Source organism: Xylophilus sp. PBN-3R (genome assembly GCF_057747805.1).
Genome location: NZ_CM173225.1, coordinates 1,668,954 through 1,695,925 on the forward strand (window position 1 = coordinate 1,668,954; position 26,972 = coordinate 1,695,925).

Annotated in this window: 26 protein-coding genes and 1 tRNA gene; 7 read left to right on the forward strand and 20 right to left on the reverse strand. The window is 65.3% G+C overall.

All coding sequences use genetic code 11. The features are described 5' to 3' along the window. Positions 1-693: 693 nt before the first annotated feature. The 8 genes from AC3ANW_RS07780 to andAc are packed head-to-tail and all read right to left on the reverse strand — an operon-like array spanning position 694 to position 7,381. On the reverse strand, positions 694-1,410 hold the full coding sequence (locus AC3ANW_RS07780) for an ABC transporter ATP-binding protein (protein ID WP_488344612.1): 717 nt from the start codon (positions 1,408-1,410) through the stop codon (positions 694-696). After that, positions 1,407-2,165 (reverse strand): ABC transporter ATP-binding protein, encoded by a 759-nt coding sequence (locus AC3ANW_RS07785; protein WP_488344613.1) that lies wholly within the window; start codon positions 2,163-2,165, stop codon positions 1,407-1,409. The genes AC3ANW_RS07780 and AC3ANW_RS07785 overlap by 4 nt, the downstream gene beginning before the upstream one ends. Beyond that, on the reverse strand, positions 2,162-3,118 hold the full coding sequence (locus AC3ANW_RS07790) for a branched-chain amino acid ABC transporter permease (RefSeq protein ID WP_488344614.1): 957 nt from the start codon (positions 3,116-3,118) through the stop codon (positions 2,162-2,164). The genes AC3ANW_RS07785 and AC3ANW_RS07790 overlap by 4 nt, the downstream gene beginning before the upstream one ends. Positions 3,119-3,127: 9 nt before the next feature. Then, positions 3,128-4,048, reverse strand: coding sequence for a branched-chain amino acid ABC transporter permease (locus AC3ANW_RS07795; RefSeq protein WP_488344615.1), 921 nt, complete (start codon positions 4,046-4,048; stop codon positions 3,128-3,130). 7 nt (positions 4,049-4,055) lie between these two features. After that, a complete protein-coding gene (locus AC3ANW_RS07800) occupies positions 4,056-5,240 on the reverse strand; it encodes an ABC transporter substrate-binding protein (RefSeq protein WP_488344616.1) in 1,185 nt (394 codons plus the stop codon). A gap of 53 nt (positions 5,241-5,293) precedes the next feature. Then, positions 5,294-5,611, reverse strand: a complete 318-nt coding sequence (gene andAb / locus AC3ANW_RS07805) for an anthranilate 1,2-dioxygenase ferredoxin subunit AndAb (protein ID WP_488344617.1) — start codon at positions 5,609-5,611, stop codon at positions 5,294-5,296. Between the two features lie 23 nt (positions 5,612-5,634). Next, complete coding sequence (gene andAd, locus AC3ANW_RS07810; protein ID WP_488344618.1) at positions 5,635-6,111, reverse strand: anthranilate 1,2-dioxygenase small subunit AndAd; 477 nt, start codon at positions 6,109-6,111, stop codon at positions 5,635-5,637. Positions 6,112-6,115: 4 nt separating this feature from the next. Further along, positions 6,116-7,381 carry an anthranilate 1,2-dioxygenase large subunit AndAc gene (andAc, locus tag AC3ANW_RS07815; RefSeq protein ID WP_488344619.1) on the reverse strand — a complete coding sequence of 422 codons (1,266 nt, stop codon included), beginning with the start codon at positions 7,379-7,381 and terminating at the stop codon, positions 6,116-6,118. Between the two features lie 166 nt (positions 7,382-7,547). Between andAc and AC3ANW_RS07820 the strand changes: the two genes are divergently transcribed. Next, a complete protein-coding gene (locus AC3ANW_RS07820) occupies positions 7,548-8,297 on the forward strand; it encodes an SDR family NAD(P)-dependent oxidoreductase (protein WP_488344620.1) in 750 nt (249 codons plus the stop codon). A 98-nt stretch (positions 8,298-8,395) separates the two neighbouring features. Continuing rightward, positions 8,396-8,962, forward strand: coding sequence for an FMN reductase (gene msuE, locus AC3ANW_RS07825; RefSeq protein ID WP_488344621.1), 567 nt, complete (start codon positions 8,396-8,398; stop codon positions 8,960-8,962). Here msuE and AC3ANW_RS07830 read toward each other — a convergent pair. The 10 genes from AC3ANW_RS07830 to AC3ANW_RS07875 form a co-directional block, all read right to left on the reverse strand. Then, positions 8,959-9,882, reverse strand: coding sequence for a cation diffusion facilitator family transporter (locus tag AC3ANW_RS07830; RefSeq protein WP_488344622.1), 924 nt, complete (start codon positions 9,880-9,882; stop codon positions 8,959-8,961). The two genes, msuE and AC3ANW_RS07830, sit on opposite strands and share 4 nt — an antisense overlap. 173 nt (positions 9,883-10,055) lie before the next feature. Then, positions 10,056-10,580, reverse strand: a complete 525-nt coding sequence (locus AC3ANW_RS07835) for a Spy/CpxP family protein refolding chaperone (protein WP_488344623.1) — start codon at positions 10,578-10,580, stop codon at positions 10,056-10,058. An 84-nt stretch (positions 10,581-10,664) separates the two neighbouring features. Beyond that, a complete protein-coding gene (locus AC3ANW_RS07840; RefSeq protein ID WP_488344624.1) occupies positions 10,665-11,030 on the reverse strand; it encodes a GFA family protein in 366 nt (121 codons plus the stop codon). Between the two features lie 4 nt (positions 11,031-11,034). Further along, positions 11,035-11,616, reverse strand: a complete 582-nt coding sequence (locus tag AC3ANW_RS07845) for a TetR/AcrR family transcriptional regulator (RefSeq protein ID WP_488344625.1) — start codon at positions 11,614-11,616, stop codon at positions 11,035-11,037. 114 nt (positions 11,617-11,730) lie between these two features. Then, positions 11,731-13,128 carry a GntP family permease gene (locus AC3ANW_RS07850; RefSeq protein ID WP_488344626.1) on the reverse strand — a complete coding sequence of 466 codons (1,398 nt, stop codon included), beginning with the start codon at positions 13,126-13,128 and terminating at the stop codon, positions 11,731-11,733. 98 nt (positions 13,129-13,226) lie between these two features. Next, the gene (locus AC3ANW_RS07855; RefSeq protein WP_488344627.1) at positions 13,227-13,700 is read right to left on the reverse strand and encodes a GNAT family N-acetyltransferase; all 474 of its coding nucleotides are present in this window, start codon (positions 13,698-13,700) and stop codon (positions 13,227-13,229) included. 27 nt (positions 13,701-13,727) lie between these two features. Then, a complete protein-coding gene (locus AC3ANW_RS07860) occupies positions 13,728-15,326 on the reverse strand; it encodes a rhodanese-like domain-containing protein (protein WP_488345380.1) in 1,599 nt (532 codons plus the stop codon). A gap of 298 nt (positions 15,327-15,624) precedes the next feature. Next, positions 15,625-15,715: transfer RNA gene (locus tag AC3ANW_RS07865), tRNA-Ser, on the reverse strand. Between the two features lie 46 nt (positions 15,716-15,761). Then, positions 15,762-16,676 (reverse strand): SPFH domain-containing protein, encoded by a 915-nt coding sequence (locus tag AC3ANW_RS07870; RefSeq protein ID WP_488344628.1) that lies wholly within the window; start codon positions 16,674-16,676, stop codon positions 15,762-15,764. Positions 16,677-16,714: 38 nt separating this feature from the next. Then, positions 16,715-17,161: an NfeD family protein gene (locus tag AC3ANW_RS07875; protein WP_488344629.1), complete on the reverse strand. Its 447-nt coding sequence runs from the start codon at positions 17,159-17,161 to the stop codon at positions 16,715-16,717. Positions 17,162-17,344: 183 nt separating this feature from the next. Between AC3ANW_RS07875 and AC3ANW_RS07880 the strand changes: the two genes are divergently transcribed. After that, positions 17,345-19,705 carry an Orn/Lys/Arg family decarboxylase gene (locus AC3ANW_RS07880; protein WP_488344630.1) on the forward strand — a complete coding sequence of 787 codons (2,361 nt, stop codon included), beginning with the start codon at positions 17,345-17,347 and terminating at the stop codon, positions 19,703-19,705. A gap of 24 nt (positions 19,706-19,729) precedes the next feature. Here the strand turns inward: AC3ANW_RS07880 and AC3ANW_RS07885 are convergent, their stop codons facing one another. Further along, a complete protein-coding gene (locus AC3ANW_RS07885; RefSeq protein WP_488344631.1) occupies positions 19,730-20,608 on the reverse strand; it encodes a DNA ligase in 879 nt (292 codons plus the stop codon). A 5-nt stretch (positions 20,609-20,613) separates the two neighbouring features. Further along, complete coding sequence (fabI, locus tag AC3ANW_RS07890) at positions 20,614-21,414, reverse strand: enoyl-ACP reductase FabI (protein ID WP_488344632.1); 801 nt, start codon at positions 21,412-21,414, stop codon at positions 20,614-20,616. A 46-nt stretch (positions 21,415-21,460) separates the two neighbouring features. Between fabI and AC3ANW_RS07895 the strand changes: the two genes are divergently transcribed. From AC3ANW_RS07895 to AC3ANW_RS07910, 4 genes are read left to right on the forward strand one after another with little or no spacing between them, the layout of a single operon-like run. Then, the gene (locus AC3ANW_RS07895; protein WP_488344633.1) at positions 21,461-23,257 is read left to right on the forward strand and encodes an extracellular solute-binding protein; all 1,797 of its coding nucleotides are present in this window, start codon (positions 21,461-21,463) and stop codon (positions 23,255-23,257) included. A 30-nt stretch (positions 23,258-23,287) separates the two neighbouring features. Continuing rightward, positions 23,288-24,322, forward strand: a complete 1,035-nt coding sequence (locus AC3ANW_RS07900) for a microcin C ABC transporter permease YejB (protein WP_488344634.1) — start codon at positions 23,288-23,290, stop codon at positions 24,320-24,322. Beyond that, positions 24,288-25,349: an ABC transporter permease gene (locus AC3ANW_RS07905; RefSeq protein WP_488344635.1), complete on the forward strand. Its 1,062-nt coding sequence runs from the start codon at positions 24,288-24,290 to the stop codon at positions 25,347-25,349. Before AC3ANW_RS07900 ends, AC3ANW_RS07905 begins: the two co-directional genes overlap by 35 nt. Further along, on the forward strand, positions 25,346-26,968 hold the full coding sequence (locus AC3ANW_RS07910; RefSeq protein WP_488344636.1) for an ABC transporter ATP-binding protein: 1,623 nt from the start codon (positions 25,346-25,348) through the stop codon (positions 26,966-26,968). Before AC3ANW_RS07905 ends, AC3ANW_RS07910 begins: the two co-directional genes overlap by 4 nt. Positions 26,969-26,972: the final 4 nt, after the last annotated feature.

Consider the following 26,972-nt stretch of genomic DNA (forward strand, 5'->3'; position numbering starts at 1 on the left):
CGCGGGGCAGTCACTTTCTTTTCTGGCAAAAAAGAAAGTAACCAAAGAAAGTTGCCTTCGGGAACGGGGAATCGCATGAGCGATGGTCGGGACTTCGATCCGCTTCGCTCCCCTCTCGTCCTCACGGTGGCATTGATTACCGCACCCGGAAAGCCATTGCACGAGGTTTGGGACGCTCTTTCACCAAAAGCTTCACGCTCTGGCATCGGCCATATTCGACCAACCGCCGCCGTACTACTTCGGCGAAAACACCGCTTGGAGCGGGTTTGTGCGCACTGCCGATTTGCTGGCAATGGTGGATGGTGGGACGGAAAAATCGGTCAATCAGGATGGGTCGTCGGCATCACCCCAGGTAGTCGTTCTGGCGCCAAGCTGTATTTCCCACACAAGCCGTACAGCGGTATTCGATCAAAAAAGGCCGATGCCAGAGCGTGAAGCTTTTGGTGAACGGGCGTCCCGATTCGCGAGCATTGAATACGGCTGGGTGATCAATTCGTCTAGGCCAGGACGAGAGGGGAGCGCAGCGGAACGAAGTCCCGACCATCGCTCATGCGATTCCCCGCTCCCAAGGCAACTTTCTTTGGTTACTTTCTTTTTTGCCAGAAAAGAAAGTGACTGCCCCGCGCATAAGCGGCTCACCCCTCAAAAGCAATAGAAGAAAAACCAGAGCGAAGCGGAGAGCAGCACCCCCTCTCAAACCCCGAGGTAAGCCTTCCACAACCCCCGGTCGCCATCCAGTGCGGCGGAATCCCCCTCCCACACCACTCTGCCGCGTTCGAGGATCAGATGGTGGTCGGCCAGCCGTAGCAGCCGCTCGACATACTTGTCGACGACCAGAATCGTCTGCCCCGCCTCGCGAAGCAGGGCCAGGCATTTCCAGATCTCCTCGCGGATGACGGGGGCCAGTCCTTCGGTGGCCTCGTCCAGAATCAACAGCCGCGGATTGGTGGAGAGAGCCCGCCCGATGGCCAGCATCTGCTGCTCCCCGCCAGACAACTGGTTCCCCATGTTCTGCGCCCTCTCCGCCAAGCGAGGAAACAGCGCATAGATCCGCTCGAGGGTCCACGCATCCTTCTGCCCGTTGCGGCTGTCCGCGAAGGCCACCAGATGCTCCTTCACCGTCAGGTTGGGGAAACACTGGCGTCCCTCGGGCACCACCGCGATGCCGAGCCGGGCGATGGCATCCGGCCGAAGTCCGTTCATCGCCTTGCCGCCGAACCGCAAGGACCCCTTGCGCACGGCGAGCCCGCCGATCAGCGTCTTGATCGTCGTGCTCTTGCCCATGCCGTTGCGGCCCAGCAGGGTGACCACCTGGCCCGCACGGATGTCCAGGTCGATACCGAACAGCACCTGGCTGCTGCCATAACCGGCCTCGATGCCGGAAGCCTGCAAAAGGGGAGCGGCGCTCATGCGGCCTCCGCGACGGTTTCGGTACCGAGGTACACCGCCTGCACCTGCGGGTCGTTGCGGATGGCGTCCACCGAGCCGGCCGTCAGCACACGGCCGTAGACCAGCACGGAGATGCGGTCGGCCAGTGCGAACACCGCCTTCATGTCGTGTTCGATCAGCAGGATGGCCATGTCTTTTTTCAGGGTAGCGATGAGGGCGGTCATGCTTTCGCTGTCTTCCGGACCCATGCCGGCCATCGGTTCGTCCAGCAGCAAGAGCCTGGGTTTCGCAGCCAGCGCCAGGGCGACATCCAACTGACGTTGTGCGCCGTGGGGCAGCGCGCCGGCGATGCGGCCGGTGGCTTGTTGCAGGCCGACCCGTGCGGCCAGCGCGTGAGCGGCGGCGATCAATTCCTGATCCTGGTTGCGCCGGCCCCACAGGCGCAAGCTGCTGCCCGCCTGTGCCTGCACCGCCAGCAACAGGTTGTCCAGCACGGTGGCTTTCGGAAAGATGCTGGTGATCTGGAAGCAGCGGGACAGGCCGGAGCGGATCCGCTGGTCCATCGGCATGCCTGTGAGGTCGACGCCATCCAGCACGATGCTGCCTTCGTCGGCCATGGACAGGCCCGAAATCAGGTTGACCAGGGTCGACTTGCCGGCGCCGTTGGGGCCGATGAGCGCGTGGATTTCACCCGGCTGAACTTCCAGCGAAACATGGTCGGTGGCGGTCAGCGCACCGAACCGTTTCACCAGCTTGTTGACGACGAACAGGCTCATGCGACCGCTCCATTGCCGGCAGCAGCCTTGCGCACCAGCCGGATGCCGGCCAGGCCGCGCGGCGCGAGGAACACGATGGCGATCAGCAGCAGGCCCAGCGGCAGGTGCCAGTAGTCGGTGAACTGCTTGAAGATTTCTTCCAGCCCGATCCACACGCCCGCGCCGACGGGCCCGCCCCAGCGCAGGCCGACACCGCCGATGACCACCATCACCAGCAGGTTGGCCGACTGTGTCCAGTGCATGGCCGACGGGCTGACGAATGCGTTGTGGGTGGCCAGAAGCGCACCGGCCAGGCCCGCGATGGCCCCGGCCAGCACGAATGCCGCCAGCAGGATGCGTTGCACCGGATACCCCATGGCGCGCATGCGGACTTCGTTGTCTCGGATGCCCGTCAGGGCATGGCCGAAGCGGGAATCGGTGGCCCGGTTGAGCAGCAGCATCACGCCGGCCAGCAGCACCAGCACCACCCAGTAGAAACCGGCCTCGCCCAGCGAGTCGATGCCCAGGCCCAGCAGCGGGCGTTCCATCAGGTTGTAGCCGTCGTCGCCGCCGTATACCCGCAGCGACACGGCCACGTAATACAGCATCTGCGCGAACGCCAGCGTGCTCATGATCAGATACACGCCCCGGGTGCGAAGCACGATCAGCCCGATGAGGGCGGCCACCGCGCCGGCCGCCAACATGGCAAAGGCCCACATCACCCAGGCAGACTGCAAGCTGGCATCGGCCAGGGCCACCAGCGCATAGGCGCCGACACCCACGAAGCCCGCATGGCCCAGGGCGGCCAGGCCGCCGAAACCGAGGATGAAATTGAGGCTGGCGGCAGCCATGGCAAAGACCATGGCGCGACGCACGAAGCCGATGTAGAAATCCAGCCCCACCAGCGGGGCCATCAGCGGAAAGACCGCCAGCAGGCCCGCCGCCAGCCAGGGTGCCCAGTGTTTGATTTGCATAGCTTTGAATCAGCCCCGAGCCGGGAACAGGCCGGACGGCTTGAAGGCCAGCACGGCGGCCATCAGCGCATAGGTCGCCAGGCCGGCGATGGCCGGTGCCAGGTCGGACACCAGCGTCGGTGAAAGAAAGGACTTGAGGACCAGCGGCACGAAGGCCCGGCCGATGGTGTCGACCATGCCGACCACCAGCGCCGCCACGAAGGCACCGCGGATGGAACCGATGCCGCCGATGACCAGCACCACCAGCGACGGGATGAGGATCTCTTCGCCCATGCCGACCTGCACCGCGGTCAGCGGACCCATCAGCGCACCGGCCAGCGCCGCCAGCGCCGCACCCAGCAGGAACACGAGCGAAAACACCTGGCCGACCCGCACACCCATGAACTCGGCCATGCGGCGGTTGGACGCACCGGCCCGCACCAGCATGCCCATCCGCGTGTGGTTGACCAGCAGATAGAGGCCCAGCGCCACGGCCACGCCGGCACCCAGGATCAGCACCCGGTACGACGGATACAGCAGGCCGGGCAGCAACTCGACCGGCCCGGACAGCGCGGCCGGTGCCGACGCCATCAGCGGCGCAGCGCCCCAGATCATCTTCACCACGTCGTCGGCCACCAGGATCACGCCGAAGGTGGCCAGAACCTGGGCCAGGTGGTCCCGGCCGTAGAGCTTGCGGAACAGCAGCACCTCCAGCACCAGGGCCAGCACGACGACTACCGCCACCGCCACCGCCACGCCGGCCACGAACGAATCGGTTCTGGAATGCACATGGGCGGCCACGTAGGCGCCCGCCATGAACAACGAGCCGTGGGCCAGGTTCATCACATCCATGATGCCGAAGACCAGGGTGAGGCCCGCGGCCAGCAGGAACAGCACGAAGCCGTAGCCGAGACCGTTGAGGATCTGCTCGACAAAAAGAATCGTCGTCATGCCGGGCTCAGGACTTCATGCGGCACTGGTCGTGGTACGCATCGCGGTGCGCCTTGAGCGGCGTGCCCACGGTCTTGTTGGTGATGCGGCCGGTGGCGTCCTTGCCGACCACCCGCAGGTAGTAATCCTGGACGGGGAAATTGTTGTTGTCGTACTTGAACGGGCCACGCACCGATGCGAAGTTGGCCGCCTTCAGGGCCTTCAGCAGCGCCGGTTTGTCGGACACGTTGCCCTTGACGTCACGCACCGCGCCGTCCATCGCCAGGATGCTGTCGTAGGCCTGGGCGGCGTAGAAAGTGGGGTAGCGGTTGTAGGCCTTGCGGAACTCGGCGACGAACTTCTGGTTGGCCGCGTTGGGCAGGTCGTGCGACCACTGCGAGCCGCTGAACAGGCCCAGCATCGGTTCGCCGACGGCCGCGATGGTGTCTTCGTCGGCCGAAGCCGGTGTGGTCACCAGCACGGTGTCCTTCGACAGGCCCGAGGCCACGAACTGCTTGATGAAGTTGATGCCCATCGCGCCCGGCAGGAAGAAATAGACCATCGCCGGCTTGGCTGCGCGCACCTGCGCCAGTTCGGCTGCGTAGTCGAGTTGGCCGACCTTGGTGTAGACCTCGTTGCCGACGTCGCCCTTGAAGCGGCGCTTGAAACCGGTCAGGTGATCGCGGCCGGCGGGGTAGTTGGGGGCGATGATGAAAGCGGTCTTGTAGCCCTGGTCGGTGGCGTGCTGGCCAGCGGTTTCGTCCCAGGTGTCGTTCTGGTAGCTCAGGCCGAAGAAATAGGGGTTGCACTGCGCGCCGGCGTACTGGCTGGGGCCGGGGTTGCTGGTGATGTAGGGCACCTTGGCGGCGAACAGCGACGGGCCGACGGCCAGCGCCACGTTCGATGGCGTCGGGCCGCTGAACAGGCTGATCTTGTTCTGCTGCACGAAGCGGTCGACCACCTGCTTGGCCTGGTCGGGGCTGCCGGCGGTGTCGGCCTGGATGAACTCGGCCGGGTAGCCGCCGAGCTTGTTGTCGAGCAGCTTGATGGCCAGGTTCATGCCGTCGCGTGTCTCTGCGCCGCCGGCCGCGAACGGGCCGGAAATGTCCAGCGCCAGTCCCACCCTGATGGGATCGGCGGCGAGTGCCGGCGAGGCGACGAGGACGGCCAGCGCGGCGGTCATGAGGGACGAAACGGTCAGGCAGGTTTTCATGGCGTCAGTGATGGGCGTTTGAATGAAAGGAGCAATGCAAAAAACGGGCGCGGTCAGACTTCCACTTCGACCCGGCCTGCGACGACCCGCACGGGAAAGGTGCGGACCGGCTCGGTGCAGGGCGCCTTGCAGGCCGCGCCGGTGCGGATGTCGAAGGTGCCCTGGTGCAGCGGACACTCCACCTGGCCGTCTTCCACCCAGCCGTCGGACAGCCTGGCGGCACCGTGGGTGCACAGGTCGTGCAGGGCGAAGATGTCGTCGCCCTGCCTGAACATGGCGATGGCCTTGCCACCGGCCACCACCGGCCAGGCGGCCTCTTCGGAGAAGTCTTCGGGCTCGCCGACATCGTGCCAGACGCTGTTGTTTGTCATGCTCGGTGTTTCCATCAGATCGGTCATATCGGGGTGGCCAGCAGGGTCTGCACACGCAGGGTGTCGAAGACGACGCGTTTCTTGCGGTAGCGCAGTTCGCCGTCCTCGCGCACCAGTTCGTCCTGGTAGGTGCCGGCCTGGTAGACGTTGGATTCACCGGTCTGCCCGGTGATCACCACCACGTAGCTGCTGGTGGTGGTGATGGTGTGGCCGTCGTTCGACGTGACCACCAGGCCCGACGTCATGTGGCGGTAGGTGTGGCCTTCGAAGATGTTGGCGTGGCGCAGTGACAGCACCCGGTCGCGCAGCATCTTGCGGTTGCGGCAATAGATGACCGGAGCCGGCAGGCCGGCATCGACGTTCTCTTTCGGAATGATCTCGTAGCGGCAGTCCTCGGTGAAGAACTGCGTCCAGCCTTCGAGGTCGTCGTTGTCCAGTGCGCTGACGTAGCGGGCCTGCAGCTCGCTCAGTTCCAGCCAGAGTTGAAGTTTCTCGTTCATGTTTTCAGTACCCCATCAGCTTCTGGTAACCCATCCAGAAACGGCGGATCAGGTTTTCGGTGATCAGGGTTTCCTGCTGGTCGGGCGCGTCGCGCGCCATGTCCAGCACCGACAGTGCGTCGGCGTCGCGGAAGGTGCCGCGCTGCACCAGTTCGGTGGCTTCGGTGTCTTCCATCGAGATGTAGCCGGCCGGGCCCACCAGGTTGGCCTGCAGCAGCCGCAGTTCGCGCATCTCGGGGGTGTCGTCGGCATAACCGAAGAAGTGGAAGACCAGTTCGAAGTTGCTCGGCCCCTTGGGCAGCAGTTGCCGCGCCACCAGCGTGTTGTGGATCTGCTGGATCACCAGCTGCGGAAAGATCGGCTGGATGTGGTTGGTCGTGAGTTCGTCGAACTCCTTGATCTGGCCGAGCAGCTCCGGATCCTCGAGCGCGAAACCGTCGTCCATCGAGCGGATGTTCTGCGCGTTGTAGGCGGCGGCGGTGTCTACAGCCTCCTCGATCTTGGTGGCCGTGATGATGCTGTGCAGGCCGTGCGTCGCATCGGGGATGGAACGCGCCTTCATGCCCACCCGGAAGATGTTGAAGGTGGTGTGGAACAGGTGCAGCAGGCTGGCGTGATAGGGGTCCTTCACGTTTTCCAGGTAGAGCTTCCAGTTCGACTTCGAATACTGGCGGGTGCAGCCGAGGTATTCGATGGGCTTGTGGAACAGCCGGTCGATCCAGGGGCGCATCTCGGGGCCCAGGTATTCGGGCAGCGGCGGAGTCTCGTCGCTGAAGGTGGCGAAGAGCAGGCCCTTGTAGCTGTCGACCCGCAGCTTGTGCAGGCCGTTGCCTTCCGGGGTGAAGCTCTTGGGCATGCCGGCCTGGCCCTTCTGGCCGCGCCGGAAGGGCACTCCCTGCAGGTCGCCTTCGCAGGTGTAGCTCCACTGGTGGTACACGCAGGTGTGGCTGGCGGCGTTGCCGCGTTTTTCGCGGCAGACCATTGCGCCGCGGTGGGCGCAGCGGTTGACCCAGCAGGCGAAACCGTCGGCGGTGCGGGTGACGACCACCGGGGTGTCGCCGACGAAGGTGCTCTTGAAATCGTTGACGTCGGGTATCTCGGCTTCCAGTCCTAGGAAGTTCCAGGTCGGTCCGCGGTAGATGCGTTCCTGCTCGCGTTCGTACACCTCTTGCGAACTGAACACGCGGTAGGGCACACGCGAGCCGTCGGCCTGGGGAAAATGCACGGCGCGGCCGACGGGGGCCGGCGGGCTGATGACTTGGTCGGACATGGGGCAGTTCCTGCAGTGATCTTCTTGCGACCGAGTCTAGGAACGGGGGGCGGTGGCCGCTATCCGAATCACGCATCGCGGCGGTGCCGGCCTATCCAGTTCTGGCGGTCTGCGGCCCTGCCGCTTCCATCGCGCAAAATCTGCAAAAACACCTGGAGCCGTGAATATGTTGATTCTTGTGACCGGAGCTTCCGCCGGGTTCGGCGAAGCGATTTCTGAGCGCCTGATCGGCGATGGGCATCGTGTGGTGGGTGTCGCCCGCCGCAAGGACCGGCTGGACGCGATGCGTCAAAAACTGGGGCCCGCCTTCCATCCGCATGTGCTGGACCTGGCCGACGAAGCGGCCACGCTGGCCTTGCTGGAATCGTTGCCGGAAGAGTTCCGGGCGGTCGACGTGCTGGTCAACAACGCCGGCCTGGCGCTGGGCATGGACAAGGCGCAGTCCGCCAGCGTGGAAGACTGGCGGCGGATGATCGACATCAACGTCATCGGCCTGACGCTGCTCACCCGGGCGGTGTTGCCGGGCATGGTCGAGCGCGACGCGGGGCATGTCATCAACATCGGATCGACGGCGGGCACCTATCCTTATCCCGGTGGCAACGTGTACGGCGCGACCAAGGCCTATGTGCGCCAGTTCAGCCTGAACCTGCGCGCCGACCTGACCGGCACGGCGGTGCGGGTGACCAACATCGAGCCCGGCATGGTCGGCGGCACCGAATTCAGTGTGGTGCGTTTCAACGGCGATGCCGAGGAAGCCAGAAAACGCTACGACGGTGTCACCGCATTGACCGCCGCCGACATCGCCGAGACGGTTTCGTGGATCGCCTCCCTGCCGAAACATGTCAACGTCAACACCATCGAACTGATGCCGGTGGCCCAGAGCTTCAGTGCACTGCATATCTCCCGCGGCAAATAAGCAATCCGAGGATCGATAGAAGGATCGGTCCCTTCGCCGCAGGACGCTCCGGACGCACACTGGGCGGCCAGACATCGAAGCCCCGGCAAGGACCCCCAATGACCCGCTCCCTCAACGTCGTCGCCGTCTCCGGCAGCCTGCAGCGTCCGTCCCGCACCCTCGCGCTGGTGGAACACCTGCTGGAGCTGATCGGTGACGCGATCCCCATCCAGACCCGGCTCATTGAACTGGGCGTGGTCGGTCCCGAGCTTGCTGGTGCACTGGCCAGGTCCCAGCTCTCGCCGGCCGCCGAATCCGCGGTGGCTGCGGTGGAGCAGGCCGATCTGCTGGTGGTTGCCAGCCCGGTCTATCGCGCCACTTATTCCGGCTTGTTCAAGCACTTCTTCGACTTCGTTCACCATGACGCGCTGGTCGACGTGCCGGTTCTGCTGGCAGCCACCGGCGGCAGCGACCGCCATGCGCTGGTGATCGACCACCAGTTGCGTCCGTTGTTCAGTTTCTTCCAGGCCCGGACACTGCCCATCGGTGTGTATGCCACCGACAAGCACTTCGCCGATTACCAGGTGGCCGACGAGGCGCTCCGCCAGCGCGCGCAGCTGGCCGTGAACCGCGCGCTGCCGCTGATCGGCCTGCCCAGGACCCGGGCCGTACCTGCGCTGGCCTAGTCGCCTGCTGCCAGGAAAAGCCGCCGGATCATCGGGAACTGCGACCGCACCTCGGCCTCGATGGCGGTCACCGTGCGGGCCGCATCGCTGGCCAGGGTGCCTTCGTCGAAGGACAGGTCAACGGTCACCAGCACTTCGTCCGGCCCCAGGTACATCGACAGCACCTGGCCGGCTTCGCTGACACCCGCATGCGCCGTGGCAAGGGTGCGGATGCGCTCCGCCGTTTCGGGCCGCAGGCCTTCGCCGATCAGCAGGCCGCGCGACTCGCGCACCAGCAGCACCGCCACACCGGCCAGCAGCAGGCCGATGAGGATGGAAGCCACGCCGTCCAGTTCGGGCATGTCCAGCGTATGGCTGAGATACACACCCGCAGCCGCGATGGCCAGGCCGGCGAGTGCCGCGCCGTCTTCGGCCAGCACGGTGTAGCTGGCCGGGTCCTTGCTGTTGCGGATGGCGCGCCAGAAAGGCTGGCCGCGTTTCTGGCGGATGAATTCACGCAGTGCGACGCCGAAACTGGCGCCCTCGAACACGGCTGCCGCGCCCAGCACGATGTAGTTCCAGAACGGGTCGGTCAGCGCCACCGGATGGCGCACGTGCTGCCAGCCTTCGTAGACCGACATGCCGCCGCCCAGTCCGAAGATCAGCACCGCCACGATGAGGCTCCAGAAATACAGCTCCTTGCCATGGCCGAAGGGATGTTCCTGGCTGGCCGGGCGTTTGCTCAAGCGCAGGCCGATCAGCAGCAGCACGCCGTTGAAGGTGTCGACCGCCGAGTGGATGCCCTCTGACAGCATGGCCGAGCTGCCGGTGGCCGCCGCGACGATGAACTTCGTGATGGCGATCGCGATGTTGGCGGCGATGGCCGCATAGACCGCCAGCGGCTTCTCGCCGCCCTCCGGCTTGATGTTGGGCCGGCTCATGGCGGGCAGGTCCCGTCGGTGTTGGGGCGGGGACGAGGGACGAGGACATGCATGGCAGGGGGGTCCGGAAGTTGGCCGTGCATCTTCCGCCAGCGTGCGCCCGCTGCCTGTAGGCGAAGGGCGGCGGCTGCCGTGGGTTCGGGAAGGGAGTACCCGGGTGCTGCCGCGTGCAGTCAGGGCAGGGCGCCGATCAGCTGCGGATCGGCGAGGCGCTGTTGTTCCGGCGTCAGCAGCGAATACAGCTGGTCCGTGGCGCTGCTGAGCGCCTGCAGGCGCAAGGCGGTTTCCTGTGCCTGCTGGGCACGAAGCCTGAAACCGGCCGCTGCGTTTTCACCTTCGGGCGGAGCGGCCGGCCGGATGTTCCGGTGACCGGCCAGCGCCCATACCGCGTCCGAGAAGCGGGCCCACGCGGCTGACTGAGGGGGCGTGATCATCAACTGCAGGCGAAGGTCGAGCAACCGGTCGCGCAACTGGGCGGCGGCGCCCGCGAGGTCTTGCGGCCGGGCTGTCGCGGACGGCTCGGCGCCGTCGCCCGCAGCGCGGCTCCGGCGCCCGCTGCCGCCAGCCATGCCGCCCATGCCCATGCCACCGCCGCCGCCTCCACCACCACCGAATTGGGCAAAGGCCGGGACTGAGAGGGCCAGCACCGAGCCGGCGAGGACGGTGTGGGCGAGGGTGCGGGTGATGGGGTTTTTCATGAAGGGCGCATTTCAACCGAGCGGATTCTCAAGCGTGCGTCGAGGCGGTGAACCCACGGTAAAGCCTGGATTCGCCAGGCCGCGTCAGACCTCGAAATGGTTTTCGCCGGAAGCCCGTCCGTTCACCGCCAGCACCCGTGCATGGGCGAGTGCGCTCAGGTCGAAGTTGCGCATGTTGATGCCCATCAGGCTGCCGTCGGTCGGATGCGACTTTTCCCAGTGCGTGACCACGCCGCAGGTTCGGCAGCGGAAGAAACGCAGGCCCTTGATGCCCCATGAATAGTCCTCGACCGCGGCCTCGTCGCACTGGATCCGCACGCTGCTCGACACGAAATAAGCCCACAGCGCGCCATAACGCCAGCAGATCGAGCAGTTGCAGTTGGTCAGGTGATCGGGTGCGAACGGAATCTCGATGTGGACCGCTCCGCAGTGACACGATCCGGAATGCATGGATTCAGTCCTTGGCGATCAGCTCTGCGCTGACCAGGGAAAGGAACTTGTCCGATACCTCGGAGCCGGCCGTGGCGCGCGACAGGATGAGTGCGCCGACCATCGCTGCGAGGTCTGCGAAGGCCTTCTGTTCGCCGAGACCGGCCGGCGGGTCTGCCGGCAAGGGCTGCACCGCTGCCAGCTTCTTCAGCAGCATGTCGATCGCCTTGTTGAAGACCGGTCGGGTGGGTGCGTCGGCGGGCTGCCGGGCCATGTCGCCGGCCAGGGCGGCAATGGGGCAGGCGTCGCCCGGCGTGTCGCGGTTGCGGGCGACCAGGTAGCCGCGGATCAGGCCTTCGCGTCCGCCTTGCGCGGCACGTGTTTCCCAGCGCTGCATGCCGATTTCGAGGCCGGCCTTCAGCGCTTCGGCGGCCAGCGCCTCCTTGGATTCGAAGTGGCCGTAGAAGCTGCCGTGCGTGAGTCCCGCGGCGCGTGTGATTTCGGGAATGCCGACGCCGTCGAAACCCCGTTCCCGATAAAGGCGGGCGGCCGCGGCTTTGATCGCTTCGCGGTTGAGGTCGGCTTGCTGGCGGGAGACACGGGGCATGGGAAAATCCGGAAGGGCGCTCAATAGCGTAAGGCCATCATATAAACAAGCGTCCTCCGACACCATAGGTGTGTATACCGAGAGGCCGGCGTTCGAAGTGCCGCCAGCGCGGCGTCAGGCCAGTGGCGGCAGCAGGTTGAGCAGCAGCACCATCACCAGGCCGACCAGCGCGACGATGGACTGCACCACCGAGATGGTCTTGGTTGCCTCGCCCATCGTCATGCCGAACGATTCCTTGACCAGCCAGAAACCGGCATGGTTGGCATAGTTGAAGAACAGCGATCCGCAGCCGATGGCGAGTGCCAGCAGCGGCTGGTTGACGGCCACGCCGGACGCCGCCAGCGGTGCCAGCAGGCCGGCCGCGCCGACGATGCCGACCGTGGCCGATCCGGTGGAAACCGACAGCAGCATCGAGATCAGCCAGCCCAGCAACAGGGGTGACAGCGCCAGTTGATGGCTCATGTGAACGATGGCATCGCCCACGTGCGCATCGGTCAGCACCTGCTGGAACGCACCGCCGCCGGCGATGATGAGCAGCACGTTGGCGACCGGCTTCAGGCTCTGGCTGAGCGCCTTGCGCACGGCTTCCGGCTGGCCGGGCCGAAGCGCCAGTACGGCGAAGACCACGCCCAGCAGCATGGCGATGATGGGGTTGCCGACGAAACCGGCCAGGTGCAGCAGGGCCGAGTCCTTTTGCAGCCCCATTTCGGCCAATGCGTGGAACAGCATCAGCACCGCTGGCAGCAATGCCGTCAGCAGGCCCAGGCCGATGGCGGGCGGTGCCTTGCGGACCGGTCCGTCGGCATCCGGTTTTGCGTCGGCGTCGGGCGCGTACTGCGCGACCAGCGCATCGTCGGGGCGCACCTTCATGCGCGGCGCGATGAACGAACCGTAGAGGGGTCCCGCCAGCGCGATCGCCGGGATGGCGGCGATGAAGCCGTAGATCATGGTCGCGCCGACGCTGGTCTTGAGTGTGGCGATGGCGGTCAGCGGTCCCGGATGGGGCGGCACCATGCCGTGCATGGCGGCCAGCGCGGCGATCACCGGGACACCGATGTACACGTAGGGTGAGCCGGTGCCGGGGTGCTCGGCCTCGAGCTTGCGGGCAACGCCGAAGATCAGCGGCAGCATCACGATCAGGCCGACCTCGAAGAACATCGGGATGCCGATGACAAAGGCCACGCCGGTCATGGCCCAGGGCAGTGCCTTGCGCGAAGCGCGGCTGACAATGGCATCGGCCACGCTGTCGGTGACACCCGCGTCGGCCAGGATCTTGCCCAGCATGGCGCCCAGGGCCACCACCAGGCCGACTGCGCCCAGCGTCTTGCCGGCCCCGCCGGAGATCGCCTTGACCAGTTCGTCGAGCGGCATGCCGGTGGCCAGGCCGACCGCCACCGAGACGATGAGGAGCGCCAGCAGCGGGTGCAGCCTGGGTTTGGACACGATGAGCGCGACCAGTCCGAGCACGCTGACGAGCGCGACGACCAGTAGCTGTATATCGCCTGAATTCATGTTGTTTTTAGCTGGGTGAGGGTTGCTGTTTTCCGCGATGTCGCGGGTCCCGCATACGTGCGGCATGCGCGGAGGGTCGCCATCGTAGTGGCGGAAGGTCAGTCGGCCTGCGGGAGCAGCTTCCGGTAGACCAGGAAGCCGGACTTTTCGGCAACCTTGTCGTAAAGCTTCATGGCGTGCGTGTTGGTCTCGTGGGTCTGCCAGTAGACCCGCGGCGAGCCCTGCGCGGCCGCATGCCGGCAGACCGCTTCGATCAGCGCCCGGGCAACACCCTTGCCTCTTGCCGCTTCCACCGTGAACAGGTCCTGGAGGTAGCAGCTGAGGCCTATTTGCGTGGTGCTGCGGTGATACAGGAAATGCGTGATGCCGATCAGGCCCGCGGGACCTTCCGCGACCAGGGCGAACATCGGCTCGGTCTCGTCCATCATGCGCGACCAGGTCGTTCGGGTGACGACGGGGTCGAGCGCGGTGGCGCCGCTGCGGCCGTAGAACCGGTTGTAGCCGTCCCAGAGTGGCAACCATTGCTGGAAATCGGCGGGTTCCGCGGGGCGGATGGTGAATTCTGGGGTCATGCCCCGAGCGTAAACGCTGGGTGACGTTCAGATCACCGTGAAGTGATGCGTGCCGTCGCGCTTCAGCTGCTCCACCAGGCCGAATTCCCAGTCCAGGTAGGCCTGCATGGCTTCGCGCGGTGCGTCGGTGCCTTCGTAGGGCCGGCGATAGCGGTCGGTGCGGGGCGTGGCCAGCCGGGCCTCGCCGGCTTCCAGCGGCAGGCCGGCCGCGGCCCAGGCGGCGTTGCCGCCGTCCAGCACCAGCACCTCGGCGCTGCGCCCGGCTGCCGCCAGCGCAGCCTGCAGGTCGGCCACGGCAAAACGTGCCAGCAGGCTGCTGCCGCAGGTGGCGACGTAACGGCGGGCGGCCGGCACCCTGTACAGCGCGTCGGCAGCCTGGGCACGGATGGCGAACCAGGAGCCCGGGACGTGGCCCTTCACGTGGTTGGCGCTGGCGGTGAAATCGAACACCTGCACCGCGGTCGGGTCGACCTTTGCCTGTTCGAGCCAGTCAGCCACCACCTGCGGCGTGACGGTGCGCACCTCGGGCGGGCTCGGTTGCGGTTTTTTCCAGGGGCCGATGGCATCGCGGTCAGCGCCGGCAACATCTTCGAGCAACCAGACCTCCCAGCCCAGCTGGGCCAGCCACGAAGCCGTCATGGGCGCGCGCACGCCGTCGCTGTCGTCCAGCACGATCCGGGCGCCACGCACCGGGGCATGGTGATCGGTCTCCTGCACCAGCTGGCCGCCGGGTGCGCTGGCAAAACCGGGCAGGTGACCCGACGCGTATTCCTCGGGGGTGCGCACATCCAGCCGGTACACGGTACGTTCGGGCGGCGACAGGACGGCCAGTGCGGCGAAGCTGGTGCGCCGCACTCCGGCGCGGTCGGCTACGGCGCGGGCGCGGGCCTGCGCAGTGGCCAGTGTTATATCGGCGACGGCGGGCGCGCGGCGGTCGGCGCCGTGGTCCAGCGTCTGGCCGGCCAGCAGCCAGCCGATGGTGCCGTTGCGCAAGGCCGCAACCGGGTTGGGGATGCCGGCGTTGACCAGCGATTGCGTGCCGATGATGCTGCGCGTGCGGCCGGCGCAGTTGACGATGACCCGGGTGGCCGGGTTCGGCGCCAGTTCGGCGATGCGCAGCACCAGTTCGGCGCCCGGCACGCTGGTGGCGCCGGGGATGCTCATGGTGCGGTATTCGTCGAAACGGCGGGCGTCGACCACTACGACATCGGCCTGGCCGTCGATCAGCGCCTGCACCTGTTCGGCCGCCAGCGACGGTGTGTGGCGGTGGTGTTCGACCCATTCGCCGAAAGCCTTGCTGGGCACGTTGACGTCGCGGAAGACTTCGCCGCCAGCGGCCTTCCAGCCTTCGAGCCCGCCCGCCAATGCATGCACGCGGGTGTAGCCGAGCGCTCTCAATCTTTCGGCCGCCAGCGGCACGAGGTCGCGGCCGGCATGCGTGCCGAAAAGCACGATGGGTGTGTCGCGCCGCGGAATGCGGTCCCAGGCTTCCAGTTCCAGTTTCGACAGCGGCAGGTTGGCCGCCCACAGGGGATGCTCCTGGGCGTAGGGATCTTCCTCGCGCAGGTCGAGCAGGGCGATCTCGCTGCGGTCCAGCAGCGCCTGGCGCACGGCAGCGGTCTGCATCACGGGAATGTCGTCATTGCGCGATGACTCGGCGGGGCGGTCCAGGTGGGCGGTTGCGCTCATGCGGCGGTGTCCTTTGCTTGGTCGCGGATGGGTTGAACGCAGGTAGTTTCAACGCATCGGATAGCCGGTTTCCGCATGTCGATAGAAACACCCGGCAGGCGCGCTTTTGTCGACGCAAAAAAATAAGCGCCTGGTCTTGCGATCAGGCGCTTATTCGAGCTTTTTCAGGTTCTTGATTTCGATGTTGGAGGCATCGAGCCGAGCAGTACTGGCGACTGCGTCAAACCTGTTTATCTGGCGGAACAGGCGGGATTCGAACCCGCGGAGGGCTATTAACCCTCACACGCTTTCCAGGCGTGCGACTTAAACCGCTCATCCACCGTTCCGAGCCTACGATTCTAGCACGGTGAAAATGCGGTTTTCCGCAACTCATCAACCCTTTTTGGCCGACCCCACCAGCTCCATCGCCGAGGCGATGAGGCCCGACACCTCGCCCATGCCGTGCGGCACGATGAGTGTCGTGCGGGATTCGGAAGCCACCTTGCTGAAGGCATCGACCGCCCGCTCGGCCACTTTCAGCTGTACCGCCTGTTCGCCGCCGGGCTGGCGGATGGCCTGGGCGATACGTTCGATGGCGGCCGCTGTGGCTTCGGCCACCGCGGTGATGGAGCCGGCTTCGCCCTGGGCCTTGTTGATGATCGACTGCTTTTCACCCTCGGAGCGGGCAATGTAGGCCTCGCGTTCGCCGGTGGCGATATTGATCTGCTCTTGCCGACGGCCTTCCGATGCGGCGATGAGTGCGCGTTTTTCGCGCTCGGCGGTGATCTGCGACTGCATGGCCAGCAGGATTTCCTTGGGCGGCGTCAGGTCCTTGATCTCGTAACGCAGCACTTTCACGCCCCAGTTCAGCGCGGCTTCGTCGATGGCGGCCACCACCTGGGCGTTGATGATGTCGCGCTCCTCGAAGGTCTTGTCGAGTTCGAGCTTGCCGATCACGCTGCGCAGCGAGGTCTGCGCCAGCTGGGTGACCGCCATCAGGTAGTTGGACGAGCCGTAGCTGGCGCGCATCGGGTCGGTCACCTGCAGGTACAGGATGCCGTCGACCTGCAGCTGGGTGTTGTCGCGGGTGATGCAGATCTGGCTCGGCACATCCATCGGGATTTCCTTCAGGCTGTGTTTGTAGGCCACGCGGTCGATGAAGGGCAGCAGGAAGTTCAGGCCCGGGGTCATGGTGTCGTGGTACTTGCCGAGGCGTTCTCGCACCCAGGCGTTCTGCTGCGGCACGATGCGCAGCGACTGGCTGATGAAGACGGCGACGAGCGCCAGCAGGACGATGGCAAATTCCATGCAGTTCTTTCTTTCTGAACAGTGGTTGGCTGAAGGTTTCAGTGGGCCGGAACCGGCACCACCACGAAGGTGCTGCCCACCAGGGCAACGATGCGATGGGGCCCCGGCACCAGCACGGAGCCGACCGGGTTCTCGGGCTCCACGCGCCAGCGTGCTCCACGGTGCATGACGGATGCGGTGCCATCGGCAGTCCACCGGTCGACCACCACGGTCTGGCCGATGTCCAGGTTGAGGTCGGGACTGGACTGCGCGGCCACGGCTGCACGTCTTGCCGGTGCACGCAGCCGCCACCAGAGAAGCACCAGCGCCGAGCCGATGGCGGCTGCGGTGACGATCTGCAAGGTGAGCCCGAAACCCAGGTGCGCGGCCAGTGCCGCGGCCACCAGGCCGGCGGCGATCAGCAGCAGGTAAACGGTTCCGGACAGCATTTCTGCAATGACGGCAACGCCGGCCAGCAGCCACCAGAAAGTCGATAAAGCCAACATGGCAGGTCTCCTTTTATGTGCCTCGATCCAGGCCTCGGCCTGCGCCTCGGTCGGGTCATTCTGGGGGTAAAAAGCAGCTTGTCACGGGGCCGCCTCCGCGATTACTTACACTCGCGCGTCTTCACGGCCGCACGACGGCCGCCCGCCCCGATTCCTCTAGCCCCGCATCCCCGGAGCCGCAGCATGAAATTCCGTTTCCCCATCGTCATCATCGACGAGGACTTCCGTTCTGAAAACACCTCCGGCCTGGGCATACGCGCCCTGGCCCAGGCCATCGAGACCGAGGGTTTCGAAGTGCTGGGCGCCACCAGTTACGGCGACCTGTCGCAGTTCGCCCAGCAGCAGAGCCGGGCCAGCGCCTTCATCCTGTCGATCGACGACGAAGAATTCACGCCCGGCCCGGACCTGGATCCGGCGGTGTTGAACCTGCGCACCTTCATCACCGAAGTGCGCCGCAAGAACACCGAAGTGCCGATCTACATCTACGGCGAAACCAAGACCTCGCGCCACATTCCGAACGACATCCTGCGCGAGCTGCACGGGTTCATCCACATGTTCGAGGACACGCCGGAGTTCGTGGCCCGCCACATCATCCGTGAATCCAAAAGCTACCTGGAAGGCGTGAAGCCGCCTTTCTTCAAGGCGCTGCTCAACTATGCGGAAGACGGTTCGTACAGCTGGCATTGCCCGGGGCATTCTGGCGGCGTGGCATTCTTGAAGAGCCCGGTCGGCCAGATGTTCCACCAGTTCTTCGGCGAGAACATGCTGCGCGCCGACGTCTGCAATGCGGTGGAGGAACTGGGCCAGTTGCTGGATCACACCGGCCCGGTGGCCGAGAGCGAACGCAATGCGGCGCGCATCTTCAATGCCGACCACTGCTTCTTCGTGACCAACGGCACCAGCACCAGCAACAAGATGGTCTGGCACCACACAGTGGCGCCAGGCGACGTGGTGGTGGTCGACCGCAACTGCCACAAGTCCAACCTGCACGCGATCATCATGACGGGCGCCATTCCCGTCTTCCTGAAGCCCACCCGCAACCACTTCGGCATCATCGGCCCCATTCCGCGGTCGGAGTTCGACATCGAGACCATCAAGGCCAAGATCCGCGCCAATCCGCTGCTGAAGGGCGTCGACGCCGACAAGGTCAAGCCGCGCATCCTGACCCTGACGCAGTCGACCTACGACGGTGTGGTCTACAACACCGAGACCATCAAGAAGGCGCTCGACGGTTATGTCGACACGCTGCACTTCGACGAAGCCTGGCTGCCGCACGCCGCCTTCCATCCGTTCTACGGCCCGTACCACGCGATGGGTAAAAAGCGCGCACGGCCGACCGAATCGCTGGTGTTCTCGACCCAGTCCACCCACAAGCTGCTGGCCGGCATCAGCCAGGCCAGCCATGTGCTGGTGCAGGACTCGGTCAACCGCAAGCTGGACCGCCACCTGTTCAACGAGGCGTTCCTGATGCACACCTCGACCAGCCCGCAGTACGCGATCATCGCCAGCTGCGACGTGGCAGCCGCGATGATGGAGCCGCCCGGCGGCACCGCGCTGGTCGAAGAGTCCATCCTGGAAGCGCTGGACTTCCGCCGTGCCATGCGCCAGGTCGAAGCCGAGTTCGGCGACAACGACTGGTGGTTCAAGGTGTGGGGCCCCGAAAAGCTGGCCGACGAAGGCATCGGCGAGGCCGACGACTGGATCATCAAGGGCGAGGAACGCGACGCCAAGTGGCACGGCTTCGGCACCCTGGCCGACGGCTTCAACATGCTGGACCCGATCAAGGCGACCATCGTCACACCGGGCCTGGACATGGACGGCAAGTTCGCCGAAACCGGCATTCCGGCCAGCATCGTCACCAAGTTCCTGTCGGAACACGGCGTGATCGTCGAGAAGACCGGCCTGTACAGCTTCTTCATCATGTTCACCATCGGCATCACCAAGGGCCGCTGGAACACGCTGCTGACCGCGCTGCAGCAGTTCAAGGACGACTACGAGAAGAACCAGCCGATGTGGCGGATCCTTCCCGAGTTCTGCCAGCAGCACAAACGCTATGAACGCATGGGCCTGCGCGACCTGTGCCAGCACGTGCACACGCTGTACGCCGAATACGACATCGCCCGCCTGACGACCGAGATGTACCTGTCGGACCTGACGCCGGCCATGAAACCCAGCGATGCCTATTCGTACATCGCGCACCGCCGCACCGAACGCGTGCCGATCGACGAACTGGAAGGCCGCATCACCACCAGCCTGGTGACGCCTTATCCGCCGGGCATCCCGCTGCTGATTCCCGGCGAAGTCTTCAACAAGAAGATCGTGGACTATCTGAAGTTCGCCCGCGAATTCAACGCCAAGTGCCCGGGTTTCGAGACCGATATCCACGGACTCGTCGAACTCGAAGGCGAAGACGGCAAGGTGCGTTATTACGCCGACTGCGTGGCCCTGGCCAATATGCCGGCGAAGGAACAGGCCCAGCCGCTGGCGACCGAGGAAAACCTGGTGCAGGTGGGGGCCGACGGCCCGTTCGGCCGGACGATGTAAACGTGGCGCGGCGCCCGGTCCGATTCAGTTGAGGTCGGGGCGTTCGCGCAGGTAGGTCGCGAACCTGGGCAGGCCGCTGTCGGTGCGGCCGCGGTAGCGGTAGTTGACCCAGCTCCCGATGGCGGGCGGGTTTTTGCGCAACGCATCGCTCAGGCCCGAGCCGATGCGGAAACGCTGGCCCTCGGGCGATTCGACTTCGAGCGCGCCGGTCAGGCCTGCATATTTTCCGTGGCCGCCGATGTGGCCGACCACACGCGCATCGGCGTCGTCGAAGGGCTTGACCTTCAGCAGGTCGTCGCTGCGGCCCGCCTGGTAACGCGAGGCGCCGCGGTGCAGCACCAGGCCTTCTCCGCCGTTCCTGACAGTGGTGCGCATCAACTCCATCAGGTCGGTGTGTGTTTCAACCTTCGACTGCGCGACGGGCCGGGCCCAGGTCGAATCCGGCTGGGCCAGCAGGCCGTTGAGCACGGCCAGGCGTTCGGTGAAGGTGCCGGGCTGCCCGGGGAGGTCGAAAACCATGAACCGCATGCCGCGCCAGGCGGTGTCGTCCGGCTTCTGCTGCCGCACGATGGAGACCGACTTCTGGAACTGGCCGCGACCGGCCCACAGTTCACCGTCCATCGGCCGGGCCGGCCAGCCGGAGGTGAACCAGGCGGGTGCGAAGACCTCTTCGCCGCCGCGGGTCCAGAGGCGTTTGCCGTCCCAATAACCTCGTGTGCCGTCCATTTTTTCGCTGACCCAGTAGTCGGCCAGCGGTATGCCCTGGTGGTATGCGTTGGCCAGCATGAGCGGCGGCGGATTGCCTGCCCGCACGGTGACGGGCAGCAGGTCGGCGAAGGCGACGATGCCCAGCGCCAGCCAGGTGCGGCGCCGCTGTCCGGCAAAGGTCGGGGCGGCGCTCAAACGCGTCAGGCCGAGGGTGCGGCCGGCTCGGCCATGCCGCCGACTGCGTTGCTGAAGCCGCCGTCCACGTAGGTGATCTCGGCGGTGACACCACCGGCCAGATCGCTCAGCAGGAAGGCGGCGACGTTGCCTACGTCCTCGATGGTCACGTTGCGGCGGATGGGCGCGGTTTCGGCCACCACCGACAGGATCTTGCCGAAACCCTTGATGCCGCTGGCTGCCAGCGTCTTGATGGGGCCGGCGCTGATGCCGTTGACCCGCATGCCCTTGGGGCCGAGCGATTCGGCCAGGTAACGCACGGAAGCTTCGAGCGACGCCTTGGCCAGGCCCATGGTGTTGTAGTTGGGGACATTGCGGATGGCGCCCAGGTAGGTCAGCGTCAGCAGCGCGGACTTGTCATTGAGGTAGGGCAGGGCGGCCTTGGCCATGGCCGGGAAGCTGTAGGCGCTGATGTCGTGGGCGATCTTGAAGCCCTCGCGCGACAGGCCTTCCAGGAAGTCTCCTGCGATGGACTCGCGCGGGGCGTAGCCGATGCTGTGGACGAAACCGTCGAACCTGGGCCAGGCCGCCGAGAGGTCGGTGAACAGCTTTTCGATCTGGGCGTCGTCACCGACATCGCAGTCGAACACCAGCTTGGAGCCGAAGTCGGCCGCAAATTCGGTGATGCGGTCCTTGAACCGTTCGCCCTGGTAGCTGAAGGCCAGCTCGGCGCCTTGTTCGTGGCAGGCACGTGCGATGCCGTAGGCGATGGAACGGTTGCTCAACACACCGGTGATGAGCAGCTTCTTGCCGGCGAGAAAACCCATTTTTCTATTCTCCGAAAACGCTTGAAAAATCCCGCAGAATTGTCTCATGCGCGTTTGTTTGCTCTGGTTGCTGTTGTTCGTGGATGTTCCTTCCTGGGCGGCTCATGCCTATGCCCAGTTCGGCGATGTCAAATACCCGCCGGGATTCACCCATTTCGACTACGTGAACCCCGATGCGCCGAAGGGTGGCGAAATCAGGCTGGTGCCCGGCACCACGTCATCCAACTTCGACAAGTTCAACCCGTTCACCCTCAAGGGCACACCGCCGCCGGGCATCGCCGGGCTGATGTTCGAAACCCTGCTGACCGGCAACTCCGAAGAACCGACCACTGCCTACGGCCTGCTGGCGGACGATGTCGAAGTGGCCACCGACCGGCTTTCGGTCACCTTCCGCATCAACGCCGCTGCCCGCTTCAACGACGGTTCGCCGGTGCTGGCGGACGACGTCAAGTTCTCTTTCGACACCCTGACCGGCAAGCTCGCCGCGCCGCAGTTCCGCACTATCTTTGCCGAGGTCAAGGGCGTGACGGTTGTTGCTCCGCGTACGGTTCGTTTCGATTTCGCCAGCCCCAACGCCGAACTGCCGCTGGTGGTGGGAGGCATGCAGGTCTTCAGCCGCAAGTGGGGCGGCGGCAAACCCTTCGACCAGGTGACGACCGACCTGCCCATCGCATCCGGCCCCTACCGCCTGGCAGACAACCGGCTGGGACGCGACATCACCTACCGGCGCGATCCGAAATATTGGGGCGCGGACCTGCCGGTGAGGCGCGGCCAGTTCAACTTCGACCGCATCAGCTACAAGCTCTACCTGGATGAAACCGCCCAGTTCGAAGGCTTGAAGGCGGGCGAGTTCGACTTCAAGCGCGAGTTCATTTCGCGCAACTGGGCCCGGCAATACAAGGGCAGGCAGTTCGACCGCGGCGAATTGCGCAAACAGGTTTTCACCGCCCGCAACCCGGGCGACTTCCAGGGTTATGTCTTCAACCTGCGCAACCCCAAGTTCCAGGACGTGCGGGTGCGCCGCGCCATCGGGCTGGCGATGGACTTCGAATGGCTGAACCGCCAGCTTTTCTTCAGTCTCTACAAGCGGGTCGAGGGCTATTTCCCGAACAGCGAATTCCACGCCGAAGGCCTGCCCAAGCCCGACGAACTGGCCTTGCTGGAGCCGTTGCGCAAGGACCTGGATCCGTCGGTTTTCGGCGCCGTGCCGCTGGCACCCGTCACCACGCCGCCCTCCAGCCTGCGCGACAACCTGCGCCAGGCGCGCGACCTGCTGGCCCAGGCCGGCTGGACCTACCGCGAAGGCGCATTGCGTAACGCCAAGGGCGAGCCGATGGAGATCGAGGTATTGAACGCCCAGGGCTCCCTGGCACGGGTCATCGCGCCGATGCAGGGCGCGCTGGGCAAACTGGGCATCACGCTGGACATCCGCAACGTCGACAGTTCCCTCTACCAGCAGCGCATGGACAACTTCGAATTCGAGATGTCTTCGCTGCGCCTTCCGGCCAACACGGCGCCGGGCGGCGAGCTGTTCGAATACTTCGGTTCCAAGGCGGCAGACACCAACGGATCGGCCAACCTCTGGGGCATTCGCAGCCCGGCCGTCGACGCCTTGCTCGGCAAGGTGGTGCAGGCCACCAGCCGCGCCGAGCTCGCCACCGCCATGCGGGCACTGGACCGGGTGCTGACCAGCGGTTATTACTCGATTCCCCAGTGGTACAGCGACAGCTTCCTGATCGGCTACCGGCCCGGCCGTTTCGTGCTGCCGAAGGTGATTCCGCCTTACTACCAGGCGGACGGCTGGGCGATGTCGACCTGGTGGGCCTCGCCCGAAAATCGTTGACCCACTGACTATCCAAAGGCACCCCACCACATGCTGGTCTATGTCCTGAAACGCCTTCTGCTGATGGTGCCGACGCTGTTCGGTGTGCTGCTGCTGACGTTCGCCGTGGTGCAGTTCGTGCCCGGTGGTCCGGTCGAGCAGATGGTGTCCCAGTTGCAGGGCCGCGATTCGGGTGGTGAACGCGCCGCCAGCGCCGGCGCCGGTTATCGCGGCCGGCAGGGGCTGGACGCCAGGCGCATCGAAGAGATCAAGGTGCTGTACGGCTTCGACAAGCCGCCGGTCGAGCGTTTCTGGCTGATGCTGAAACAGTTCGCGCGTTTCGACCTGGGCCAGAGTTTTTATCAGCGCAAGGACGTGTGGGGCCTGATGGTCGAGAAGCTGCCGGTTTCGGCCAGCCTGGGGCTTTGGACGTTTTTCATCAGCTATCTGATCGCAGTGCCGCTCGGGGTGAGCAAGGCGGTGCGGGCCGGAACCCGTTTCGACTTCGTCACCAGCCTGATCGTGCTGGTGGGTTATGCGATTCCGGGGTTTGTGCTTGGTGTCGCGCTGCTGGTGATATTCGGCGGCCAGTTGCAGTGGTTTCCATTGCGCGGGCTGACTTCGGCGAATTGGGAAACCCTGAGCTGGCCGGCACGAATCGCCGATTACCTGTGGCATATCGTGCTGCCGGTGACAGCCATGGTGTTCGGCAGTTTTGCGGTGACCGCCATGCTGACCAAGAACGCATTTCTGGAAGAGATCCGCAAACAATATGTGCTGGTGGCGCGGGCCAAGGGCCTGACCGAGCGCCAGGTACTTTGGCGGCATGTGATGCGAAATGCGCTGATCCCCATCGTGACCGGTTTCCCGGCCGCCTTCATCGGCGCGTTCTTTACCGGTTCCCTGCTCATCGAAACCCTGTTCTCGCTCGACGGCCTGGGCCTTCTGAGTTATGAGAGCGTGATCCGCCGCGATTACCCGGTGGTGCTGGGAACGCTGTACTTCTTTACGCTGATCGGTTTGTTGACCAAGCTCATCGGCGACCTCTGTTATGTCTGGGTCGATCCGCGTGTCCGTTTTGACTAATCCCACCGCTGCTGCTTCCCCGAGCGTCCGTGCCTGGCGGCGTTTCCGTCGCAACCGGCTGGGCTTCTGGAGCCTGGTGCTGTTCATCTTCATGGTGGTGGCCAGCCTGTTTGCCGAGGTGCTGTCGACCGATCGGCCGCTGGTGGTGCATTACCAGGGACAGACCTACTTTCCGGTGCTGCGGAATTATTCGGAAAAGACCTTCGGCGGCGACTTCGAAACCCCGGCCGATTACCTCGACCCCTTCATCCGCGACCGCATCACCACAGGCCAGAACTGGGCTGTGTATGCGCCCAATCCCTATGGCCCGCGCACGCTGAATTACTTCGCCAGCCAGCCCAATCCGGCGGCACCATCGGGCGAGAACATCCTGGGCACCGACGACCGGGGCCGCGACCTGCTGGCCCAATTGATCTACGGCTTCCGGCTGAGCGTGCTTTTCGGCCTGGCGCTGACGGTGGTGGGGGTGTTGCTGGGTGTGGCGACCGGGGCGCTGCAGGGGTACTTCGGCGGCAAGACCGATCTGGCATTCCAGCGTTTCATCGAGATCTGGGGTTCCATGCCGGAGCTGTACCTGCTGATCATCTTCAGCGCCGTCTTCGCACCCAGCGTGGCGCTGCTGCTGGTGCTGCTGTCGCTGTTCGGCTGGATGGGGCTCTCGGATTACGTGAGGGCCGAGTTCCTGCGCAACCGGCAACTGGACTATGTGCGATCCGCCCGCGCCATGGGCCTGTCGCACTGGCAGATCGTGTGGCGCCACATATTGCCCAACAGCATGACCCCGGTGGTGACCTTCCTGCCTTTCCGCATGAGTGCTTCCATCCTGGCGCTGACCTCGCTGGACTTCCTGGGCCTGGGTGTGCCGGCCGGTACGCCGTCGCTGGGCGAACTGCTGAACCAGGGCAAGGCCAACATCGACGCCTGGTGGATTTCACTGACCACTTTCCTGGTGCTGACCGTGACACTGCTGCTGCTGACCTTTACCGGCGACGCCTTGCGCGACGCACTGGACCCACGGAAATCATGAGCGAATCCCCCAACCAAGCGCTGCTGGAAGTGCGCGGCCTGCGCATCACCTTCGGTGGCAACGAAGTCGTGCATGGCATCGATTTCACGGTGGCGTCCGGCGAAAAGCTGGCGCTGGTGGGCGAATCCGGTTCCGGCAAGACCATCAGTGCGATGAGCTTGCTGCGGCTGGTGCCCGACGCGGCGTGCAGCGGCTCGGCCATGCTGCAACCGCGAGATGGCGGTGCACCACGCAACCTGCTGGCGCTGCCGGAGCGTGAGCTGCGTGGCATCCGCGGTGACGAGGTCGCGATGATCTTCCAGGAGCCGATGACCGCGCTGAACCCTCTGTTCACCGTCGGCGCGCAGATCGCAGAGGTGCTGCAGGTCAAGCGCGCCATGCCCGCCCGCGATGCATGGACCACCGCCGTCTCGCTGATGGCCGACACCGGAATCCCCGAGCCGGAACGGCGTGCGCGCAGCTATCCGCATCAGCTGTCGGGCGGCCAGCGGCAGCGCGCCATGATCGCCATGGCGCTGGCCAACCAGCCACGCCTGCTGCTGGCCGACGAACCCACCACGGCCCTGGACGTCACCCTGCGCGGCCAGATCCTCGACCTGCTCGGTGACCTGCAGCGCAGCCACGGCATGGCGGTCTTGCTCATCACCCACGATCTGCTGATGGTGCGTCGGTTCGCCGACCGTGTCGCGGTGATGGAGCGAGGGCACATCGTCGAGCAGGGGCCGGTGGCCGAGGTCTTCGCCCGTCCACAGCACCCTTACACCCGAAAGCTGCTGGACAGCGTGCCACGCCGGGCGGTGGACGAATCACCCGCGATCGAAGCCGTGCCGCTGATCGAGGTGAAGGACCTGAGCGTTGCCTATCCGGTGCCGCGGCCCGGTTTTTCTGGCTGGTTCCGCAAGGACGCGTTCGTCGCGGTGAGGGGCGTGAACCTGCGGTTGCTGCCGGGCCGCACGCTGGGCGTGGTCGGCGAGTCCGGCTCGGGTAAGTCGACCCTGGCGCTGGCGGTGTTGGGCCTGCAGGCCTTCACCGGCAGCTTGCATATCGACGGCAAGGCGTGGAGCGGCAGGCTGGCCGAAGACCGTGCCCTGCGCCGCATCGTGCAGGTGGTTTTCCAGGATCCGTTTTCTTCGCTGTCGCCACGCATGACGGTCGGTGAACTGGTGGGCGAGGGCCTGCGGGTGCATGCGCCCGGACTGGACGGGCCGTCGCGCGAGAAACAGGTGCGTTCCGCGCTGGCCGATGTCGGCCTGGAAGAAAGTCAGTTCCCGGGCCTGCTCGACCGTTATCCGCATGCGTTTTCGGGCGGTCAGCGGCAGCGCCTGGCCATTGCCCGTGCGCTGGTGGTGCAACCTCGCGTGCTGGTGCTGGACGAGCCCACCAGCGCGCTCGACGTGACCATCCAGAAGCAGGTGCTCGACCTGCTGCAGCGCCTGCAACGCGAACGCGGCCTGGCCTACCTGCTGATCACCCACGACATGGACGTGGTGCGCGCCATGGCACACGACGTGATGGCCATGAAGGACGGCGTGGTGGTCGAGGCCGGCCCGGTGGCGCAGGTGCTGGATGCGCCGACCCATGCTTACACCCGGCGATTGGTTGCAGCCGCGACGACCTGATCCG

Excerpts from the sequence above, each read along its gene's own strand:
- AC3ANW_RS07780 (WP_488344612.1), bottom strand. The coding sequence starts at position 1,410 with ATGAGCGCCGCTCCCCTTTTGCAGGCTTCCGGCATCGAGGCCGGTTAT.
- AC3ANW_RS07785 (WP_488344613.1), bottom strand. The coding sequence starts at position 2,165 with ATGAGCCTGTTCGTCGTCAACAAGCTGGTGAAACGGTTCGGTGCGCTG.
- AC3ANW_RS07790 (WP_488344614.1), bottom strand. The coding sequence starts at position 3,118 with ATGCAAATCAAACACTGGGCACCCTGGCTGGCGGCGGGCCTGCTGGCG.
- AC3ANW_RS07795 (WP_488344615.1), bottom strand. The coding sequence starts at position 4,048 with ATGACGACGATTCTTTTTGTCGAGCAGATCCTCAACGGTCTCGGCTAC.
- AC3ANW_RS07800 (WP_488344616.1), bottom strand. The coding sequence starts at position 5,240 with ATGAAAACCTGCCTGACCGTTTCGTCCCTCATGACCGCCGCGCTGGCC.
- andAb (WP_488344617.1), bottom strand. The coding sequence starts at position 5,611 with ATGACAAACAACAGCGTCTGGCACGATGTCGGCGAGCCCGAAGACTTC.
- andAd (WP_488344618.1), bottom strand. The coding sequence starts at position 6,111 with ATGAACGAGAAACTTCAACTCTGGCTGGAACTGAGCGAGCTGCAGGCC.
- andAc (WP_488344619.1), bottom strand. The coding sequence starts at position 7,381 with ATGTCCGACCAAGTCATCAGCCCGCCGGCCCCCGTCGGCCGCGCCGTG.
- AC3ANW_RS07820 (WP_488344620.1), top strand. The coding sequence starts at position 7,548 with ATGTTGATTCTTGTGACCGGAGCTTCCGCCGGGTTCGGCGAAGCGATT.
- msuE (WP_488344621.1), top strand. The coding sequence starts at position 8,396 with ATGACCCGCTCCCTCAACGTCGTCGCCGTCTCCGGCAGCCTGCAGCGT.
- AC3ANW_RS07830 (WP_488344622.1), bottom strand. The coding sequence starts at position 9,882 with ATGAGCCGGCCCAACATCAAGCCGGAGGGCGGCGAGAAGCCGCTGGCG.
- AC3ANW_RS07835 (WP_488344623.1), bottom strand. The coding sequence starts at position 10,580 with ATGAAAAACCCCATCACCCGCACCCTCGCCCACACCGTCCTCGCCGGC.
- AC3ANW_RS07840 (WP_488344624.1), bottom strand. The coding sequence starts at position 11,030 with ATGCATTCCGGATCGTGTCACTGCGGAGCGGTCCACATCGAGATTCCG.
- AC3ANW_RS07845 (WP_488344625.1), bottom strand. The coding sequence starts at position 11,616 with ATGCCCCGTGTCTCCCGCCAGCAAGCCGACCTCAACCGCGAAGCGATC.
- AC3ANW_RS07850 (WP_488344626.1), bottom strand. The coding sequence starts at position 13,128 with ATGAATTCAGGCGATATACAGCTACTGGTCGTCGCGCTCGTCAGCGTG.
- AC3ANW_RS07855 (WP_488344627.1), bottom strand. The coding sequence starts at position 13,700 with ATGACCCCAGAATTCACCATCCGCCCCGCGGAACCCGCCGATTTCCAG.
- AC3ANW_RS07860 (WP_488345380.1), bottom strand. The coding sequence starts at position 15,326 with ATGCAGACCGCTGCCGTGCGCCAGGCGCTGCTGGACCGCAGCGAGATC.
- AC3ANW_RS07870 (WP_488344628.1), bottom strand. The coding sequence starts at position 16,676 with ATGGAATTTGCCATCGTCCTGCTGGCGCTCGTCGCCGTCTTCATCAGC.
- AC3ANW_RS07875 (WP_488344629.1), bottom strand. The coding sequence starts at position 17,161 with ATGTTGGCTTTATCGACTTTCTGGTGGCTGCTGGCCGGCGTTGCCGTC.
- AC3ANW_RS07880 (WP_488344630.1), top strand. The coding sequence starts at position 17,345 with ATGAAATTCCGTTTCCCCATCGTCATCATCGACGAGGACTTCCGTTCT.
- fabI (WP_488344632.1), bottom strand. The coding sequence starts at position 21,414 with ATGGGTTTTCTCGCCGGCAAGAAGCTGCTCATCACCGGTGTGTTGAGC.
- AC3ANW_RS07895 (WP_488344633.1), top strand. The coding sequence starts at position 21,461 with ATGCGCGTTTGTTTGCTCTGGTTGCTGTTGTTCGTGGATGTTCCTTCC.
- AC3ANW_RS07900 (WP_488344634.1), top strand. The coding sequence starts at position 23,288 with ATGCTGGTCTATGTCCTGAAACGCCTTCTGCTGATGGTGCCGACGCTG.
- AC3ANW_RS07905 (WP_488344635.1), top strand. The coding sequence starts at position 24,288 with ATGTCTGGGTCGATCCGCGTGTCCGTTTTGACTAATCCCACCGCTGCT.
- AC3ANW_RS07910 (WP_488344636.1), top strand. The coding sequence starts at position 25,346 with ATGAGCGAATCCCCCAACCAAGCGCTGCTGGAAGTGCGCGGCCTGCGC.